Here is a 17,490-nt window from a genome sequence, read left to right as displayed (position 1 = left end):
GCCAACGATCCGCGATCTTGATGCCATAGCCATGCTGACCATGCCAAACATCCCCGCCTGCCGTGCTTTCCATTGCCACTGTCACCTGACGCCGCCGTCGGCCAATTCAGCCGACGAACTGAGAGCACCCGCTGACTCGCCCTGCACGCGAATTCAGACAGCTCAGCACATTCGATACCATTCCCACATTATGGGCTATGGCTTCTGTAGAGTACGACATCGGCAATATGATCACCTGTTCACTACCGGGCAGGCATCGGCAGATACGCGCCGCAAGGGCGAGGCGATGCCCTGACGAGGAGTTACGCCATGCGGGTGAGTGAATTCAGCACTGATGGCCTGCCAGCCCAGGACCGCTTCCCCGGCTGGATTGAGAGCGTGGAAAGATCGCTGACACCCTCCCGGGTGCATAGTGAGCAGAACGACTTCCGCGGCTGGGTGCGGACGGTGGAGCTAGACAATGTGCAGATCTCCACCATGGCCTACTCTCCTCTGATCATCCGCAGGTCCGCGCAGCACATCCGGCGGAGCGACCCCGAGGCGTACCAGGTCAACCTCATCCTCAGCGGGCAGGGGTGGACCGCCCACGCAGGCGGTGAAGCAGTGATCAGTGCCGGGGAGTTCGTCCTGTTCGACACGTCCCGCCCGTACGAGGGTCGGCGGATATGCGCCCCCGACACCGCCTGCGGCATCGTCGTCGAGATTCCCCGTGCGCTGTTACCGCTGCCGCCGACTATGGTCAGCCCGCTCGTCGGAGCCTCCTTCTCTGAGCGCCAGGGTATTGGCGCGGTGTTCCTCCGCTGGCTGACGAACCTCGACAGACATGCCACCGAGTTCACCGCAGCGGACGAGCCGTCCTTGGGCTCGATCACCGTCGAGTTACTGGTGGCCGTGCTCTCCCACCAACTCGACGATGCCGGCACCACATCGCCGGAGTCACATCGGCGCGTCCTGCGAGTGCGGGTCCGCGACTACGTCAAGCAGCGGCTCAGCGACCCGAACCTGTCCCCGACCGCCATCGCCGCCGCCCACCAGATCTCCCTGCGCCACCTCTACCAGATCTTCGACGACGAAGATGTGACGCTGTCGGCCTGGATACGCCATCAACGCCTGGAGAACTGCCGCCGCGACCTGGCCGACCCCCGGCTCGCCTCGCGCCCTGTCCACGCCATCGCAAGCCGGTGGGGCTTCACTGACGCAGCCCACTTCAGCCGTTCGTTCCGCACCGCGTACGACATGCCACCCAGCGTCTACCGGAAGCTCACCCTCACCGGCCAGCCCACGCAGAGATCGACAAGTACTGTGCACAAATAGCCAACGACTTCCGAAACAGTGTTCTTGCATCCTCAATGTGCGACTGACCAACACGCTTACGCTCGGTCAGATACATCGCATCGGTAGCCGGGGAACGTATCTACCAACGGGGAGCCTGACATGCATGTGCTTGTCTCAGCGTGCGTTCCACCGCTTCACATGCCGTCCACAACGGGACAGGCATGCGCATCGTAGTGATCGAGAGGGACCCCCTGGCACGCGGCGGCATCACGGCGATCCTCCGCCACGAGGAAGGCATCAAATCCATCGTGGAGGTTTCCGCCTATCACGATCTCAGCAGAGAGCCTTCCTTATCCGAGACCTCGGTCTGCATCATGGGTGTGGATCGCGTAACCGACGAGACGGTGACACTGGTCAGTCAGTTGCGCCATCACCTGACAGGGTCGGAACGGCCTATCCCTGTGATCATGCTCACCCCCGACTGGTCCCCGCTCGACATCATGCTGATCAAAGCGGATGCTTATCCAATTCGACGAGATCACATCGGTCCCATGCAGCTTGTCTGGCTCATCAGGGTCATCACCATGGGCTACCGACCGGTGTACAGAGCCCTGGTGCAGGGCCTGACGGACAGGTTTACTCCAGTGACCGGTGAGATCCGCCAAATCCTGACAAAACGAGAGTACGAAGTGCTGACTCTAATCGCTCGCGGGAAGGTGAACGGTGAGATCGCCACCGAACTGGGAGTGGCGATCTCCACCGTCAAGACCCACGTGACGAAGGTCCTTCGCAAGCTGGGCGCCCGGAACAGAGCCCAAGCCGTGATGGCCGCTGGCCTCAGCGATTAGCCTGGCTAGGCGGCCATCCTCGGCTCAGCTGGGCGGCGACGAAACGGGGGTTGACCCGACTCGCCAGGTCACACGCGCGTCGCCATAGGCATAACGCTTGCCGCGCGCCGAGACGGCCGGTGAAACGGCTGGCCGGTCGTTCCCCGATTGAGCACTCTGTGGTAGGACACGATCGCGCCGGAACGGGAAGGCTGGCGTATGCGCGCGGCCAATTTGGACGGTGAGTTCGCCTTCTCGGTCGACTACCGGATCTGCCGACGCTGCCAGCTCGGCTGGGTCCGCGCGGCCGGCGCGACTCGGCGCGGGCCTGAGCGGCGTAGGGCCGATAGCTCCGCTGGTTGCCCCGACCTACGCTGGCAGGGCCAAAGCGTTCTCGGGTGGCGAGAAGCAGCACGTGAGGCGATGGGTAGCGGGCGCCCGGGCTTGTGAACGGCAAACGCGACCCTTGATGATCTTGGGTGTCTAGTCCAGGTCGATCAAGAAGGGCCGCGTCCGCGTGCCATCCAACACCATCACCATGCTCACCCGCCACATCGAGCACGCCCAGACCACCACCCCCGTCACCGCCGGACAGCCCAGCCCCACCGAACTACCCGAACTCGCCCAACTCCTCGCCACCGTCCCCGACCCCCGCGACCGGCGCGGACGCCGGCACCGCATCGGCTCCCTGCTCGCCTTATGCCTGATCGCGGTCATGAGCGGAGCCCGGTCCCTGGCCTCCATCGGTCGGTTCGCCCGCGACAGCGACCCCGCCGTCCTGACCGCGCTCGGCCTGAGATGCACCCGCGGCCGCCAGCACCATCGGACGGCTCCTGGCCCGCCTCGACGGCGACGCCCTGGACACCGCGGCCGGCCATTTCCTGGCCGCACTGACCGCCCCCACCCTGACCGGCGCACCGGACGACAGCCTCCCCAGCAAGCGTGACCTGCACGGACTCGCCGTCGACGGCAAGGCCCTGCGCGGCACACGCACCAGCAGTGGCGGCGACACGGTCCATCTGCTGTCCGCCGCCCTGCACGAGGGACGGCACGTCATCGCCCAGCGCCAAGTCCAGGACAAAAGCAACGAAATCCCCTCCTTCCGGCCGCTCCTGGCCGGCCTCGACTTGACCGGCGTCGTCATCACGGCGGACGCGATGCACACCCAGACCGGCCACGCCGCGCAGATCCTGGCCCAGGGCGGCGACTACATCCTCATCGTCAAGGCCAACCGGCCCACCCTGCTGCGGCAACTCAAAGACCTGCCCTGGAACCAGATCCCGCTCGGGGACCGCACCACCGGGACCGGCCACGGCCGCGGCGAGATCCGCCGGATCAAGATCTGCGGTGTCCGCCCCGGCCTGCCCTTCCCCGGCGCCGTCCAGGCTGTCCAGGTCAAACGCCGCCGCGTCCGCCGTACTCCCGGCGGCAGGACGAAGGTCACGATGAAGACGGTCTACGCCGTCACCAGCCTCAAGCCCGGCCGTGCCACCCCCGCCCGTACCGGCGAACTCATGCGCGGGCACTGGCAGGTGGAGGCTCTACACCATGTCAGAGACGTGACGTTCGGAGAGGACGCCTCACGCGTGCGCACCGGGAACGCCCCACGCGCCATGGCAGCCTTCCGCAACCTGGCGATCGGCCTCGCCGGCGCTCTCGGCTGGACGAACATGGCCGAGGCCGTGGAGCACTACCACGCCAATCCCGCTCACGCTCTTCAGTGGTTCGGGCTCACGATCTGAGAATGCTTCGGCCCTGCCTACGCTGGCCGGAGAACTCTGCCTAGATCACTGCTCCGTACGTGTCCGGCCCGGAGGCTCGCTGTACAGGTCGATGCACCATTCTTGGGTGTAACCACCTTCCGGCGCAGGCACAAACGCATTCTTGAGCTCGACGCCCAGCCCTATGACCCCTGCAGCTTTGACCAATTCGACAAACTGGCTGCGATCACTGCCGACAATACGCTTCACGTGTTGCGGAGAGCTGGACACGATCCTCCTAGAATGCAGTACCGATCGGGGTAGGATGTATACCACACTGTAACATGGATATCAATCTCTGCGCATCGCGATAAAGAGGGGAAATCGAGAGAAACGACTCCGTCGCCATGCGCTCGATCGACCAATCATGATCACTCCGGCGGCGACTACCAAAGCGGTGACGAACCACGACCATGGCGAGTCGGCCGGATGCCTGGCGATCGCCCACAGAGGAATCTGTCCGTCCGAGTCCGCGCGTCCTGATTCATACAGCGGAACCAGCAGAAGGATCGGCAACACCCAGCCCAGTGATCGGCCGACCAATGCCGCCGACGTGAAACCCACACCGGACCAGAAGACAATATTGCGAACGACCAGCGGGGCTAGCCCGAGCGTGCCCCCAAGCGCCAGACTGCCGACCGCAAGAAGCAACGTCAAAACCAGAGCGAGTGTGATCACATAAAAATCAAGCCGCGCGATACTGAGTGATGCGGTGTTCTCGAACGAATGCATCGAACTGCGAATCATGGAGGCGACGATGCAGGCGTACGGCACTGGCATTAAGATCGCGAGAGGTAAAGTCTCGTTACCTCCCGGCAGAAGTAGCGTATTCTGCCCCCAGATCACACAGGTGGCACTGACCAGAAGCATCGCCATGACATGGAATCCGACATGGCGGCTCCTGCATGCGAGCGCGACAATGCCGACACCTTCAGTACAATGCCCTGCACCTCGCTGAAGCCGATCAAGCATTGCACCTCCCCATCACAGCGATCTGCTTCCTCGCCCACTCCTCCTGCGCCGCCTGCGGCAGGCCGAGAGTCTGGCGCACCTCGTTTCTGCCCGCTTCGGTGAGAGAGACCGAATCCCATTCCTGGTCTTGCATTCTGCCGAGCGCGGCCGAGCTCAGCCACGTGTCGAGCTTCGCCCTGGCCTGCATTCTAGGGCGTCCGTGTGCTTCGGTCTCCGAAGGACCGCAATCGGCCAATATCTGCCAGGTGAGCTGAAAGATTAACAACGATCTGTAGGACTCGTAAGTGGCGCCCGCGACAACCGGGATCTGAAGGACCGAGCCACCGCTCTCCGCCACCAACCCCTCGTCGGCGACAACCTGCGGGAATCTGATCACACGCTGGGTAAGGCCGATGACATTCTTGGTGGCGTTGGTCGCCTCCGTGAGCCGGGCGGCGTTCTCCGGCCACAGGCACACGTCGGTCGCCGCTACCCGTTGACAAGCAGAAGCCAAAACCGGCTGCCTGGGCTGCTGAATCGGACCGGCCACCAGCAGGAACAACACCGAGACTGCCACCGCGACGCAGGCCGTTATGCGCCCGCCGTACGAACGGCGGGGTGAACTCACTGGCCCGAAGGCCAACGCGAGCGCGACACAGGCCCCCGCGAGCAGTAGGCGTGCGGCCAGAGCCACCGGACTCACTGCTTTGTTCGCCTCGCCGAAAAATGGCACCAAAATAGAGACGATAAACAAAGGGAAAAACGATGCGAATCCAGCCAATGGCGCGGCTAGGCGATTGGAAATCGCGCTGCCGATCGAGTGTCCCAATCCGACGACGGTGACAACCGCGGCGATGCCAAGCAGCATGTAAGAGAGCCAGAGTCCGCCAGGAGCGGCCTTATCGTGGACGATCAGATAGCTCGCCAAAGCCGCGACCGCCAGTGGAATCAAGGCGTAGCCAAGGCTTACCGACAAATGGACGATCGTGATCTGCCAGCCCGGGCGCGTCGATGTCTGCACCAGCTGTGATGCCGAGGCCCGGTGGATGCGCTGGGCCGACCATGCGGCGACTGCGGCGATCGCCACTGCCGGGAGTTGCGTCGCGGCGGCGATGACCCTGACGCTGGCTTCGGGCCAGACGTTCTGCCATGACTCGACTTCACGAAAAAGTATGACCAGACTCAGTAGGCTTGCAGGGACGACGAGCCACAAAAACGGAGAGCGGCGAATTTCGATCAGAAGGGTTCTCGTCATATGCCGGCCTTGTTTCGATACAGTGCCGCCGTATATCCCCGCTCAAGCTCTGTGTCGCCCCTGGCCCTCTCTGACGACAGATCACGCAATTCTCGAGGGCTCCCGGTGAAGACCGGTTCGCCATCGGCAATAATCAGCAAGTTGTCGCAGACGGCTGCGACGTCTTCCACCAGATGGGTGCTGAGCACCACAGTGGCCTGACCCGAAACTCTCCTGATCAGGTCGCGGAACGCCAGACGCTGCTCAGGATCGAGCCCCACTGTCGGCTCGTCCAGCAGGACCAGGCGGGTACCGCCGAGTATGGCCTGAGCGATTCCCGCGCGACGGAGCATTCCGCCTGAAAGATTCTTCATTTTGGTTTTAGCCTGAGCGCCGAGGTCGACGGCCATGATTGCCTCCGTGACCACTTCACGAGTCAGAGCGGACGGAATACGCCTGAGCCACGCGCAGTAGCTGATGAACTCGTGGACTGTGAAGTTGGGATGGTAGCCGAACTCTTGGGGAAGATAGCCGAGGTGGCGGCGGACTTCGCGCGCATCACGGTCGTTCTCCACCGTCCTGTCCAGCAGGACGATTTCCCCCGAACGGGGCGCGATGGCCGTCGCCAGGGTTCGTAGAAGCGTGGTCTTCCCTGCGCCGTTCGGCCCCAGGAGACCGAAGACCCCGTGCGGTATGTCCAGGGTGAGGTTCTTGATGATGGGAGTCTCGCCGTATCCTTGCGTGAGATTTATCGTGCGCACTGCGGTCGTCGGCATGTTCGCTCCATTTGAAAGGCGGTCGATTCATGAGATCGACCGCCCGGCTCACTTATTGGCGATTTTGTGCAGATTGTCCGACTCTACCTCAGGCGGACGGCGGTCAGTCGCCGAATACAAAGTCCCAGCCGATGAGTGTGTTGCTGCAGGTGTGGGTCATGGCCCAGGTCGCGTACTTGTATTCAGTCCAGATGTCGACCTGCCAGTCACAGTCCCAGACTCCGCGGGAGTAGTTGGTGTCAGCGGGTCCGCCCCTGATACACCCGAGGGCGGCCGCTCTGGTCGTCGGGATTACTCGTTTGCCGTCGCAGTTCCATTCTGCGAGGGCAGCGCTCGGAGCCGCCGGGCTGGATTCTGTGACTACCACCGGCCCCGGGTTCGCGAATGCCGGGGTGGCTCCAACCGTTGTGGTCGCCATCGCACAAAGTGCTGCGGCGGCAGCGACACGGTACAGTCGCATTTGGTATAATCTCCTCGCATCGTTGATGCCCACGGACGGGGGTTCTTTGCCAAGGCCCCGTCCGTGGAGATTCTCAGGGGACGCCCGAATCTGTCCGACTGCATTGCGGGCGTGAAAATATGACCCCAGATGATCGGATGACCTTCAGGGTCAGGAAAGGCCGTTTTTCTGGCGGGCTACTTGTTGTTTAGCCCTCGCCGAAAACGAAGTCCCAGCCGATGAGTTCGCTGTTGCAGCTGTTGGTGACGACCCAGGGGTAGTAACGAGGGCCGGTCCAGATGTCGACCTGCCAATCACAGTCCCAGACTCCGCGGGAGTAATTCAAGTCCGCAGCGCCAGACCTCGCACATTCGAGAGTTGCCGCCTTGACGGTGGGGTTGACCCGACGGCCGTCGCAACTCCAGGTGGCCATTGCCGAGACGGGCGCCGGATTCACCCCTGAAGAGGTTTTGACTGCGGCCGAGGCCGGTGCGACTTGGCATAGCACTACTGCCGTTGCGCAGGCTGCGAGAGCCGCAGCGATACGCTTGACCTGCATTTATTACTCCTTCTGCTGCATCGTTGATGTGGTTTGTCGGAGTTCTCTGCCAAGGTCCGACATAGATGTGTTGACTTTATCCGGTCTGACTTCCTCCTCCCTGACCGATTTCGTCGACTTCCATGTTTCCTGCAGAGTCATCAGACATCAATGGGTCGGATGACGGATTCCTGCGCGCACCTCCACCATTGGGTGGAGACGAATACGGTTCTCCCGTCCGCCATATGGGCTCTTCGCGGCTGGACAGCTACAGACCGTGAAAGGCTGACTTCTCGTTAGTTGGGGCGGTTCGGGTTCGAGGATGAGTTCGGTCTGGGCAATGATGGCGTCGAGCAGGTTGGAGCCAGTACCGCAGACGCTTGAGGTGGTGTTTGATGGCGGCGAGGTGGTCGACTCCACCCTGGACAGCCAAGTTGGCCAGGTGGCCCTTGAGGTTGGCCCAGATGCCTTCGGTGGGGCTGAGTTCGGGGGTGTAGCTGGGAAGCTGGAAGACCGTCAACCAGTCGTGATCGTCGATGAAGGCGCGCATCTCGGCGCAGACGTGTGCGTTAAGTTGGTCCCAGACGACCATGATCGGGGCTCGTAACTGCTGGTGAGCGGCTTGGAGCCGGAGCTTGAAGTCGCGGACTTGAAACCCTTCCGCTCGTTCCTACGGCTGTGGTAGATGATCGTCCCGTAGATCAGGCGGGTGCGTTGCCTGGGCTTCACGCAGACGAGCCCGGCGACCGAGGAGACCCCTTGCCGGACACCGTCACGACCAGGTCTAACCCCGCCGGGCCTAGGTGCGGCCCTTGGGGCGGGCGAAGGCTTTGCCTCGACTCGTCCCGCAAAGACGATCCAGGCACCCCGGTCGGCGGCCTGCCCTTATGTGCCAGGTCTCCCCGGTCCACGTGGTCATCGCATCATCGTCGCGCTCGGCGGCGCGGTGCGCGGGGACCTACGGGCGCCAGCCGATCCGGTGCAGCAGGAGGACACCTCGCGTGGGCTGTAGCCGACGCGGAACAACTCCTTGATCAAGACGGTGATCCTCGATAGCGTCCACCGCTGGTCCTCCCAGCCGTACATGGCCGGCCCTCGGTCGAGTTCTGCCTCCAGCAGGAGGATCTGTTCCGCCAAGAGGCAGCAGACCGAGCCGCCCGGCCCTTTGGAGGCCAGGGCGGCTGTAGCACTTCAAGGACTCGCCGCTGCACACGGCTCAGGCAAGCCGACTGCTGAACGCGATTTATCCGGCTAAGGTGCTGATCGCGAAACCTTAGGAGGATATATGTCTGAGTACGCTCCGACCTTCAGCCTGGTCGACAGTGACGGGGACGGCCTGATCTCGGCCGAGGAGCTGGTTCGGCTCGCGGACCTGCTCGGCCAGCCGCTCGGCGAGGACGGCGCGGAAGCCGTCATCCGCAAGGTGGACGGCGACGGCGACGGCCTGATCAACCTGGAGGAGTTCGGCGGCTGGCTCCAGTCCGCCCGCTAGATCTCACGGCGTCGAATCGGCCGGGCGAATCCCGCCCGGCTGACCTCCGTCAGCCAGGGCGTCTCAGGCCGTGATGTACACCTGGCTGAAGACCTTCGCCAGTTTGGTGAGGTCGTCGGTGCCAGGGGTGTAGTGGGTGGTGAGGCGGCGCTGGAGGGGTTCGAGCTTCTCCAGTTGGACCCAGGTGGCGGCGGGGATGCCGTGCACGGTGCCCTTGGCGTCCACGTAGCGGGACCAGACGTTGACCGTCGCGGCGCCGTCTTGCAGGGGGAGCACGACGCGCTGGGCGGTGGCGGTCTTGGCCTGGGCGGTGGTCAGTGAGGGGCCGATCAGGCCGGCGTCCTCGGCGCCGACTTGGGCGAGGGCGTTCCAGGCGCGGGCTTTGACCTGGATCCACTGGTTGCGGCGGGCCTGCTGGGCGGTGATCTTCCACTGGGTGTAGCCGGGGGCCATGCCGCTGTCCAGGGTGAGCTGGTCGATCTTGCCGCCGGTGAGCAGAGGTTCGATCACCGCGGGGGTGAGCAGCGGGTACTGCGCTGTCATGGTCTTGACGCAGGCGGTCTGGCCGCCGCAGGCGAACACGGGGACCACGGTGTGCAGGCCCAGTTTCTTGCCGGGGGCGATCTCGCGGAGCGCGGCCGAGGCGGCGGTGACGAACTTGGTGATGTCCTCAGCGGTGGTGAAGGTGGCGTTGTAGCCGAGCTGGTTGGTGAAGCGGATCCCGGTCACGCCGGGCTGGGCGGCCAGCGCGCCGATGTTCTTGACCGCTGCCTGGAAGGCCTGCTCTCCCGCCTTCCAGTCGTCGGCGAGCTCGGTGTTGATCCAGACCCGCAGCCCGGCCTCGCTCGCGGTCTCGGCCGCCTGTCCGGTGGGGGTCTGGGCCGCCGCCTCGACCTCGTCGGGTTCGACCGTGCAGGTCGTGCCGGGCGGGTCGCACACGACGTCTCCGCCGTCCTCGGCGGGGCCGGCCTGGTCCTCGTCGTACGCCTCGCCCTCGCCGGTCGGGCAAGGGCCGTCGGTGCAGGTGATGTCGACGGCCGGCGAGCCATACGGCTCGGCTTCCTGGAGGTTGCGGGCGTCGTCGGCCAGCCAGTTCATGGCGATCTGGAGGGCTTCGTCGGGTTTGGCTAACCAGCGGCAGACGACGTAGGAGGGCGTGCCCGCCGGAAGCTCGTCGTTGCAGGATTCCCCGGACGCGTGCGCCGCGGATCCGGGCAGCCAGATCGAGATCGCTCCCGCCAGGGCACCGATGGCCGCAATCCGCCTCAAACGCATCTTCACTCCAGGGTTTTTGGTGATCGCCCCGGACAGTATAGAGATCAACCAGTCTGACCGCTTGTGCGCAGGCCGCGAGTCGCGGAGCGCGGGTGCAGGCCGAAGCGGGGGTCGGGCTCCTGGGTGTCGTCGAGGATGTCGGCGAGGTAGTCGGCCAGGGCGGGGGCGTGTTTGAAGCCGTGGCCCGAGTCGCCGCCGATCACCCATTCGGACGGGCGGACTTCGGCGATGATCCATTCGGCGTCGGGGGTCAGGCCGTACTGGCAGACCTGGCTGAACAGGACGGGGGCGACGGCGAGGCTGGGGAAGCGGCGGCTGAGGTAGTCGCGGGCGAGGCGTTCGCTCTCCGGGAGGATCTGGCGGCTGCCGGTGCGCGGGTCGTAGGGGTCGCCTTCCAGGTCACTGGTGCACTTCAGGCCCGCGCCGTCGATGTCGCCGTGGCCGTAGACCGAGCTGCTGTAGTCGCAGAAGGCGGGGATGTTCGCCCAGGCGGCGGGGACGTCGAAGTGCAGGGTGTCCTGGCGGGTGACCGTGACGGGGAGGTCGAAGAGGCCGGGGAGCCAGGCGCCGCAGGCCCAGACGACGCGGTCGGCGCGCAGGGTCTCGCCGTTCACCTGGACACCGCCGTCGGGGTGTGGGAGGGCCTCGGCGTGGATGGTGGTAACGCCGGCGGACCGGGCTAGGCGGGCGGTTACCTGGGTGGCGCGGCGGGCGCGTACGACTCCGGCGTGGGGTTCGCGCAGGACGAAGGCGAGGTCGTCGCCGCGGAAGTCGGGGAAGGCGCGGCCGGCGTCGGCGGGGTCCAGCAGCTCAACGGGGATGTCCAGATTTTTCAGGACCTGGGTGCTGGCGGATTCCCAGCCGTGTTCCTGGCGGGCGAACCACATGAATCCGGTTTCGAGGAACAATTCTTCGCCGGCGCGTTCGCCCAGGCGGCGCCAGCCTTCGCGGGCTTTCCAGGCGAGTTTGGCATACCAGTCGTCGTGGCCGTGGGCGCAGCGCAGCAGGCGGGTTTCGCCCGCGCTGGCTTGGCGGATGTGGCCGGGGGCGTACTGCTCAATCAAGGTCACTCGCCAGCCGGTCTCGGCCAGGCGCAAGGCCAGTGACGTGCCCCAGATACCTGCGCCTACCACGATTACGGTCCTCATCGGCCCAGGCTGCCATACCAGCCATAATCGGAGAATGGCGGCTGAGGCAGCGCAGACGTTGGAGCGAGGGCTGCGGTTGCTGCGCGCGCTCGCGGATGGGCAGCGGGGGCGTACGCCGACTGAGCTCGCCGCTGAGCTGGGGTTGAGCAGGCCGGTGGTGTATCGGCTGATCAACACGTTGCAGCAGGAGGGGTTCGCGCGGCGGGATTCGGATGGGCGGGTGCATCTCGGGTTCGGGGTGCTGGTGCTGGCGCAGGCGGTGCAGCCGCTGTTGCGGGCGGCCGCGTTGCCCGCGTTGCGCAGGCTGGCGGAGCGGGCGGGGGCGACCGCGCATCTGACCGTGGCCGAAGGGGGCGACGGGCTGGCGATCGCGGTGGTGGAGCCGTCGTGGACGGATATGCATGTGGCTTATCGGGAGGGTTCGCGGCATCCGCTTTCCCGGGGGGCGGCGGGGTTGGCGATTCTGGCGCAGCGGGATGGGGTGGTGGGGTTCCAGGCGTCCGAAGGGCAGTTGCAGGAGGGGGCGCGGGGGGTGGCCGCGCCGATTCTGGGGTTGCCGTGGCTGGAGGCGTCGGTCGGGGTGATCACGTTTGGGCAGCTGGATGTCGAGGCGATCGCGGAGCTGGTGATGGGTGCCGCCCGGGAGCTCGCTGAATCGTTGACATGAGGGCCGGTTCCGGGCACTGTCGTACGTATAGAGGACAAAGGTGTCCGATATGCGTACGCGGGAGGGATCATGCCGTACTACCAGCGGGTCGGAGAGGTGCCGCGGAAGCGTCATGTGCGGTTTCGGCGGCCTGACGGCGGGTTGTACGCCGAGGAGTTGATGGGCGAGGAAGGGTTCTCGTCGGATTCGTCGCTGCTTTATCACCGGTACGCGCCGACGGCCATCGTGAAAGCGGAAGCCGTACCCGCCCTGACGGGGGGTGAGCTGACGCCGAACCTGCCGCTTTCGCCACGACATTTCCGGACTCAAGATCTGGGGACTTCGGAGGATCTCGTTTCGGGGCGCCGGTTGCTGGCGGGGAACGGGGACGTCCGCATCTCGTACGCGGCGGCGGATCGGCCGAGTGAGCTCTACCGGGACTCGATGGGCGACGAATGCGTGTATATCCAGTCCGGTCGCGCCACCTTCGAATCCACCTACGGCGCGCTGGAGGTGGACGAAGGCGACTATGTCGTGATTCCGACGGGGACGATTCATCGGTGGGTGCCGCACGGAACGGTCACCGCGCTCACCATCGAGGCGGCGGGGCATATCCGGCCGCCGAAGCGTTACCTCTCCCAGTACGGCCAGTTCCTGGAGCACGCGCCCTACTGCGAGCGCGACCTGCGCATCCCTTCCGAACCCCTGCTCAGCGACGGCGAGGACGTTCCCGTGCTGGTCAGGACTCGGGGCGGGCTGACCAGGCTGACCTACCGCAACCATCCGTTCGACGTGGTCGGCTGGGACGGCTGCCTCTACCCCTACGCGTTCAACATCGCCGACTTCGAGCCGATCGTGAAGCGCACCCACGCCCCGCCGCCGGTGCACCAGACGTTCGAGGGGCCGGGCTTCGTGATCTGCTCGTTCTGCCCTCGTCCGCTGGACTTCCATCCGGAAGCGGTGCCGATTCCGTACAACCATCACAATGTGGATTCCGACGAGTTCATGTTCTATGTGGGCGGGGATTACGGCGCCCGCGCGGGTTCGGGCATCGATGTCGGGTCGATCTCGTTGCATCCGGCGGGGTTCACACATGGGCCGCAGCCGGGGGCGGTGGAGGCGGTGATCGCGTCGGGCGCGACGACGACCAGCGAGCTGGCTGTCATGATCGATACCTTCCGGCCACTCGATCTGGGTCCGGGTGCGCTGGCCTGCGAGGACGCGGGGTACGCGTGGACGTGGGCCCGCTAGATGTTCGGACTCGACAACCTGCCTTATGGCGTCTTCGAGGATCGGGTCGTGGTCAGGTATGGGGAGCATGTGCTCGATCTGGCCGCCGCGCTTGGGGATGAGGTGTTCCATTCGCGGAGTCTGAACGCCTTCATGGCGCTCGGGCGTCCGGCTTGGCAGGAGACCCGGCGGCGGATCCAAGCCGTGCTTCGGGCTGGGACCGATCACCTCATTCCGCTCGCTGAGGTCGAACTTCGGCTGCCCATCGACGTGGCGGATTATGTCGATTTCTATTGTTCGCTGGAGCATGCCACCAATCTCGGGCGTCTGTTCCGGCCCGGTGAGGAGCCGCTCAAGCCCAACTGGCGGCATCTTCCGGTCGGGTATCACGGGCGGGCGGGGACGGTGGTCGTTTCGGGGACGCCGATCCGCAGGCCGTACGGGCAGGTGGGCGGGCCGCATTTCGGGCCGACGGCGAAGCTCGACATCGAGGCGGAGCTGGGGTTCGTGGTGGGGGTCGGTACGCAGCTGGGCGAACGACCGGGCGCGTTTGAAGATCACGTCTTTGGGGTGACGCTCGTCAATGACTGGAGCGCGCGGGACATCCAGTCCTGGGAGTACGTCCCGCTTGGGCCTTTCCTGGGGAAGTCGTTCGCGACGTCGATCTCGCCGTGGATCACTCCGCTTGAGGCGCTTGAGCATGCCAGGGTTCCGGGGCGGGAGCAGGATCCGGAGCCGCTCGGTTATCTCCGGCGTAGCGCGCCTTGGGGGCTTGACCTGCGACTCAAGGTGGAACTCAACGGGAAGACGGTGAGCGAACCGCCGTACCGGGATATGTACTGGACGCCTGACCAGATGCTCGCTCATATGACTGTGAACGGGGCATCCTTGAGGACCGGGGATCTGTTCGCGAGCGGCACGGTGTCCGGTGTGGCTGATCCAGGGTCGTTCATCGAGCTTGGGCAGGGGTTTCTCGACGACGGGGACACGGTGATCATCACGGCGACCACGAACTCCGGGATGTCGCTCGGCGCAGTGGCTGGCATAATCACTTAGTGCTATCGGTCGGCTACTCTTGGGATTCCCCCGAGTAGCAAAGGTGAGACCATGCGCCGCGTGATCGTTCTCGTCCTGGCGATCCTGTGCTCCGGGTGCACGTCGGTGACGGCGCAGGTCGCCGCGCCGATCATCACGATCTCTCCCCGGCCTGACGACCTGCGGGCCCGCCCGGACCTGGGCCTGGTCGTGCGGGTGCGGCACGGCACGCTGACCGGCGTGACCGCGTTCGCGGGCAGCAGACCGGTGCCGGGCATCTTCAACGGCGACCGTACGGCCTGGCGCTCGACCTGGACCCTCACCCCCGGCATCGACCACGTGGTCAACGTCTCCGCCACCGGCGCCGGGGGCGCTGCCCGCCAGGCCAGCAGGTTCCGCACCCTGCCACCGTCCGGACCCGCCGGGGACGTGGCCATCTCCCCCCTGCCCGGCGAGACCGTCGGCGTGGGCATGCCGATCGTGGTGACCTTCAACACCCCCGTCACCGACCGGGCCGCCATCGAACGCGCCTTGGAGCTCAAGGGCGCCCAACCGGTCGAAGGCGCCTGGCACTGGACAGCCCCCACCGAGGTCGTCTACCGCCCACGCCGGTTCTGGCGACCCCGCCAGCAGATCATCCTCACCGCCCATCTGGGCGGCGCGCGCCTCTCCCCCGGCGTGTACGGCACCGCCGACCGAACCGTCACCTTCACCATCGGCCGCAAACTGACCAGCACGGTCGACACGCTCACCCACAAGATGATCGTCAGACGCGACGGCGCGATCGTCCAGCGCATGCCGATCAGCGCCGGAAGGGCCACAAGCTGGGAATACACCACCACCAGCGGGATGCACCTGGTCATGGATAAGGGCAATCCCGTCCGCATGGTGTCACCCGGGCGTCGCCGCGGCGAACCTGGCTATTACAACAAGCTGATATCGCACGCGGTCCGGATCTCCAACAGCGGGGAATACGTGCACGCGTTCAACAACATCTGGGCACAGGGACGGCAAAACGTCAGCCACGGATGCGTGAACGCCTCACCCGCCCAGGCCGCCTGGTTCTACACCCACTCGCTGCGCGGCGACCCCGTGCTGATCACCGGCACCAAGCGGGTGCTGGATCCTGACAACGGCTGGGGTTTCTGGCAGCTTTCGTGGCAGGAGTGGCTGGCTGGCAGCGCACTGCACGCTCCAACGCCTGTGAATTCGTTCATCACCCCGCCCCTACGCCCGGTTTCTGACATGTAGCGTGAAAAGTGGAACCCCGCAGAGTAGGGATCCGTTGAACGCTATGGAGGGCGGGCAATGGACTCGTGGATCGTCTGGTTGATACTCGCGGCGGCACTCGGCGTCGCGGAGATCTTCACGCTGACCGCCGCGCTGGGGCTCATCTCGGTCGCGGCCCTGCTCACCGCCGGAACGGCAGCCGTCGGGCTCCCGCCCGCCCTGCAACTTCTCGTCTTCGTGCTCACTTCGATCGCCGGCGTAGTGGTCATCCGGCCCATCGCCCAGCGCCACATACAACAGGCTCCGGCCCAGCGGTTCGGGGTGTCCGCTCTGGTCGGCAAGTCCGCGTACGTGACCCGGGAGGTCACCGGCCGTGACGGCCGGGTCCGCATCGGCGGGGAGGAATGGTCCGCTCGGGCCTATGACGACACCCTCGTCATCCCCGTCGGCGCCACCGTCGACGTCTTCGAGATCGAAGGAGCCACCGCGCTCGTCTACCCCCGGGAGTGACCATGGAAGTCGCCCTGCTCGTTGTTCTGATCTTCGTGGTGCTGTTCGCCATGACCACGGTGCTCCGGTCCGTACGGATCGTGCCGCAGGCACGCGCGGGCAACGTGGAACGGCTCGGTCGGTACCACCGGACGCTGGAACCGGGGCTGAATTTCGTCATCCCTTATGTGGATCGGGTTCGGCCGCTGATCGATCTGCGGGAACAGGTGGTGTCCTTCAAACCGCAGCCGGTCATCACCGAGGACAACCTGGTGGTGGACATCGATACCGTGCTGTACTTCCAGGTCACGGATCCGCGGGCGGCGTCGTACGAGATCGCCAACTTCATTCAGGGAGTTGAGCAGCTGACCGTGACCACGTTGCGTAACGTGGTCGGCGGGATGGATCTGGAGATGACGCTCACCTCGCGGGACATCATCAACAGCCAGTTGCGGGGGGTGCTGGACGAGGCGACCGGGAAGTGGGGCATCCGGGTGAACCGGGTCGAGATCAAGGCGATCGACCCGCCGCGGACCATCAAGGAAGCCATGGAGAAGCAGATGCGCGCCGAACGGGACAAGCGCGCTGCGATCCTTACCGCCGAGGGTTTCCGCCAGTCGCAGATCCTCACCGCCGAAGGCGAGAAGCAGAGCGCGATCCTGCGCGCCGAAGGCGAGCGGACAGCTCAGATCCTGAAGGCCGAAGGCCAGTCGCAGGCGATCGACGAGGTCTTCCAGGCGGTCCATCGCAACGACCCCGACCCGAAACTCCTCGCCTACCAGTACCTGCAGATGCTGCCGCAGCTGGCGCAGGGGCCTGGCAACACGTTCTGGGTCATTCCCAGCGAGGTCACCTCGGCTCTGCAGGGCGTCTCAAAGGCCTTCACCGAAGCCCTGCCGCAGTCGGCCGCAACCCGCGAACGCCAGACGAGCCTGGCCGGCAGCGAAGCGGTCGCGGAGGCCGAGCGCGCCGCGGCCGAAGCCAAGGCGGAAGCGGATGAGCCTCTGGGATTGCCGCGTTCAATCGAATCCGGTAACGCCGTGACCGAGGCTTTGAAGGAGTTCACGACCCAGCCCGAGCATGCCGAAAGGCCAAGGGAGAGCTGAGGGTTCTTGGTGGGGGTTGATGTCCGTAGCGGGTGGGCA

At 65.3% G+C, this 17,490-nt stretch carries 19 protein-coding genes and 1 pseudogene; 11 read left to right on the top strand and 9 right to left on the bottom strand.

Annotated features, from left to right (window positions below):
* Positions 1 to 309 precede the first annotated feature (309 nt).
* The 4 genes from Aple_RS20455 to Aple_RS20440 all read left to right on the top strand — a co-directional run bounded on the left by Aple_RS20455 (position 310) and on the right by Aple_RS20440 (position 3,844).
* A complete protein-coding gene (locus tag Aple_RS20455; protein WP_155346251.1) occupies positions 310 to 1,314 on the top strand; it encodes an AraC-like ligand-binding domain-containing protein in 1,005 nt (334 codons plus the stop codon).
* Between the two features lie 182 nt (positions 1,315 to 1,496).
* On the top strand, positions 1,497 to 2,123 hold the full coding sequence (locus Aple_RS20450; RefSeq protein ID WP_155346250.1) for a response regulator transcription factor: 627 nt from the start codon (positions 1,497 to 1,499) through the stop codon (positions 2,121 to 2,123).
* Positions 2,124 to 2,619: 496 nt separating this feature from the next.
* Complete coding sequence (locus tag Aple_RS20445) at positions 2,620 to 3,048, top strand: transposase family protein (RefSeq protein WP_155346249.1); 429 nt, start codon at positions 2,620 to 2,622, stop codon at positions 3,046 to 3,048.
* Positions 2,936 to 3,844 (top strand): ISAs1 family transposase, encoded by a 909-nt coding sequence (locus Aple_RS20440; protein ID WP_308805510.1) that lies wholly within the window; start codon positions 2,936 to 2,938, stop codon positions 3,842 to 3,844. The genes Aple_RS20445 and Aple_RS20440 overlap by 113 nt, the downstream gene beginning before the upstream one ends.
* Positions 3,845 to 3,889: 45 nt before the next feature.
* Here the strand turns inward: Aple_RS20440 and Aple_RS20435 are convergent, their stop codons facing one another.
* From Aple_RS20435 to Aple_RS20405, 7 genes and pseudogenes are all read right to left on the bottom strand, one after another.
* Positions 3,890 to 4,093: a hypothetical protein gene (locus Aple_RS20435; RefSeq protein WP_155346247.1), complete on the bottom strand. Its 204-nt coding sequence runs from the start codon at positions 4,091 to 4,093 to the stop codon at positions 3,890 to 3,892.
* A 60-nt stretch (positions 4,094 to 4,153) separates the two neighbouring features.
* Complete coding sequence (locus Aple_RS20430) at positions 4,154 to 4,834, bottom strand: hypothetical protein (RefSeq protein ID WP_155346246.1); 681 nt, start codon at positions 4,832 to 4,834, stop codon at positions 4,154 to 4,156.
* A complete protein-coding gene (locus Aple_RS20425; RefSeq protein WP_155346245.1) occupies positions 4,827 to 6,068 on the bottom strand; it encodes a hypothetical protein in 1,242 nt (413 codons plus the stop codon). The genes Aple_RS20430 and Aple_RS20425 overlap by 8 nt, the downstream gene beginning before the upstream one ends.
* Positions 6,065 to 6,823 (bottom strand): ATP-binding cassette domain-containing protein, encoded by a 759-nt coding sequence (locus Aple_RS20420; protein ID WP_155346244.1) that lies wholly within the window; start codon positions 6,821 to 6,823, stop codon positions 6,065 to 6,067. Before Aple_RS20420 ends, Aple_RS20425 begins: the two co-directional genes overlap by 4 nt.
* 647 nt (positions 6,824 to 7,470) lie before the next feature.
* Complete coding sequence (locus Aple_RS20415; protein WP_155346243.1) at positions 7,471 to 7,608, bottom strand: hypothetical protein; 138 nt, start codon at positions 7,606 to 7,608, stop codon at positions 7,471 to 7,473.
* A gap of 460 nt (positions 7,609 to 8,068) precedes the next feature.
* Positions 8,069 to 8,428: pseudogene (locus tag Aple_RS53340) on the bottom strand (transposase); the annotation flags it as partial.
* 287 nt (positions 8,429 to 8,715) lie between these two features.
* Positions 8,716 to 8,937 carry a helix-turn-helix domain-containing protein gene (locus Aple_RS20405; RefSeq protein ID WP_155346242.1) on the bottom strand — a complete coding sequence of 74 codons (222 nt, stop codon included), beginning with the start codon at positions 8,935 to 8,937 and terminating at the stop codon, positions 8,716 to 8,718.
* A gap of 148 nt (positions 8,938 to 9,085) precedes the next feature.
* On the opposite strand from Aple_RS20405, the gene Aple_RS20400 reads away from it, so the two are divergent.
* Positions 9,086 to 9,292, top strand: coding sequence for an EF-hand domain-containing protein (locus Aple_RS20400; RefSeq protein WP_155346241.1), 207 nt, complete (start codon positions 9,086 to 9,088; stop codon positions 9,290 to 9,292).
* 63 nt (positions 9,293 to 9,355) lie between these two features.
* Here Aple_RS20400 and Aple_RS20395 read toward each other — a convergent pair whose 3' ends face one another.
* Both Aple_RS20395 and Aple_RS20390 read right to left on the bottom strand, forming a co-directional pair.
* Complete coding sequence (locus Aple_RS20395) at positions 9,356 to 10,567, bottom strand: hypothetical protein (RefSeq protein WP_155346240.1); 1,212 nt, start codon at positions 10,565 to 10,567, stop codon at positions 9,356 to 9,358.
* Between the two features lie 44 nt (positions 10,568 to 10,611).
* Positions 10,612 to 11,715: an NAD(P)/FAD-dependent oxidoreductase gene (locus Aple_RS20390; RefSeq protein WP_155346239.1), complete on the bottom strand. Its 1,104-nt coding sequence runs from the start codon at positions 11,713 to 11,715 to the stop codon at positions 10,612 to 10,614.
* A 34-nt stretch (positions 11,716 to 11,749) separates the two neighbouring features.
* On the opposite strand from Aple_RS20390, the gene Aple_RS20385 reads away from it, so the two are divergent.
* From Aple_RS20385 to Aple_RS20360, 6 genes are all read left to right on the top strand, one after another.
* A complete protein-coding gene (locus Aple_RS20385) occupies positions 11,750 to 12,382 on the top strand; it encodes an IclR family transcriptional regulator (protein ID WP_155346238.1) in 633 nt (210 codons plus the stop codon).
* 69 nt (positions 12,383 to 12,451) lie between these two features.
* Positions 12,452 to 13,612 carry a homogentisate 1,2-dioxygenase gene (locus Aple_RS20380; protein WP_155346237.1) on the top strand — a complete coding sequence of 387 codons (1,161 nt, stop codon included), beginning with the start codon at positions 12,452 to 12,454 and terminating at the stop codon, positions 13,610 to 13,612.
* On the top strand, positions 13,613 to 14,647 hold the full coding sequence (locus Aple_RS20375) for a fumarylacetoacetate hydrolase family protein (RefSeq protein WP_155346236.1): 1,035 nt from the start codon (positions 13,613 to 13,615) through the stop codon (positions 14,645 to 14,647).
* 51 nt (positions 14,648 to 14,698) lie between these two features.
* Complete coding sequence (locus Aple_RS20370; RefSeq protein WP_155346235.1) at positions 14,699 to 15,877, top strand: L,D-transpeptidase; 1,179 nt, start codon at positions 14,699 to 14,701, stop codon at positions 15,875 to 15,877.
* Positions 15,878 to 15,934: 57 nt separating this feature from the next.
* A complete protein-coding gene (locus Aple_RS20365; RefSeq protein WP_155346234.1) occupies positions 15,935 to 16,366 on the top strand; it encodes an NfeD family protein in 432 nt (143 codons plus the stop codon).
* 2 nt (positions 16,367 to 16,368) lie between these two features.
* Positions 16,369 to 17,451, top strand: coding sequence for an SPFH domain-containing protein (locus Aple_RS20360; RefSeq protein WP_170321584.1), 1,083 nt, complete (start codon positions 16,369 to 16,371; stop codon positions 17,449 to 17,451).
* Positions 17,452 to 17,490: the final 39 nt, after the last annotated feature.

Origin of the sequence: Acrocarpospora pleiomorpha (assembly GCF_009687885.1) — a bacterium.
Classification (GTDB): domain Bacteria; phylum Actinomycetota; class Actinomycetes; order Streptosporangiales; family Streptosporangiaceae; genus Acrocarpospora; species Acrocarpospora pleiomorpha.
Note: the sequence above shows the minus strand (reverse complement) of the source record. Positions and strands in the feature narration are given on the sequence as shown.

What these genes read in the sequence shown, in the direction of transcription:
- Aple_RS20425 (WP_155346245.1), bottom strand. Translation starts at nt 6,068, where the DNA reads ATGACGAGAACCCTTCTGATCGAAATTCGCCGCTCTCCGTTTTTGTGG.
- Aple_RS20370 (WP_155346235.1), top strand. Translation starts at nt 14,699, where the DNA reads ATGCGCCGCGTGATCGTTCTCGTCCTGGCGATCCTGTGCTCCGGGTGC.
- Aple_RS20455 (WP_155346251.1), top strand. Translation starts at nt 310, where the DNA reads ATGCGGGTGAGTGAATTCAGCACTGATGGCCTGCCAGCCCAGGACCGC.
- Aple_RS20385 (WP_155346238.1), top strand. Translation starts at nt 11,750, where the DNA reads ATGGCGGCTGAGGCAGCGCAGACGTTGGAGCGAGGGCTGCGGTTGCTG.
- Aple_RS20400 (WP_155346241.1), top strand. Translation starts at nt 9,086, where the DNA reads ATGTCTGAGTACGCTCCGACCTTCAGCCTGGTCGACAGTGACGGGGAC.
- Aple_RS20380 (WP_155346237.1), top strand. Translation starts at nt 12,452, where the DNA reads ATGCCGTACTACCAGCGGGTCGGAGAGGTGCCGCGGAAGCGTCATGTG.
- Aple_RS20450 (WP_155346250.1), top strand. Translation starts at nt 1,497, where the DNA reads ATGCGCATCGTAGTGATCGAGAGGGACCCCCTGGCACGCGGCGGCATC.
- Aple_RS20395 (WP_155346240.1), bottom strand. Translation starts at nt 10,567, where the DNA reads ATGCGTTTGAGGCGGATTGCGGCCATCGGTGCCCTGGCGGGAGCGATC.
- Aple_RS20360 (WP_170321584.1), top strand. Translation starts at nt 16,369, where the DNA reads ATGGAAGTCGCCCTGCTCGTTGTTCTGATCTTCGTGGTGCTGTTCGCC.
- Aple_RS20420 (WP_155346244.1), bottom strand. Translation starts at nt 6,823, where the DNA reads ATGCCGACGACCGCAGTGCGCACGATAAATCTCACGCAAGGATACGGC.
- Aple_RS20390 (WP_155346239.1), bottom strand. Translation starts at nt 11,715, where the DNA reads ATGAGGACCGTAATCGTGGTAGGCGCAGGTATCTGGGGCACGTCACTG.
- Aple_RS20375 (WP_155346236.1), top strand. Translation starts at nt 13,613, where the DNA reads ATGTTCGGACTCGACAACCTGCCTTATGGCGTCTTCGAGGATCGGGTC.
- Aple_RS20365 (WP_155346234.1), top strand. Translation starts at nt 15,935, where the DNA reads ATGGACTCGTGGATCGTCTGGTTGATACTCGCGGCGGCACTCGGCGTC.
- Aple_RS20430 (WP_155346246.1), bottom strand. Translation starts at nt 4,834, where the DNA reads ATGCTTGATCGGCTTCAGCGAGGTGCAGGGCATTGTACTGAAGGTGTC.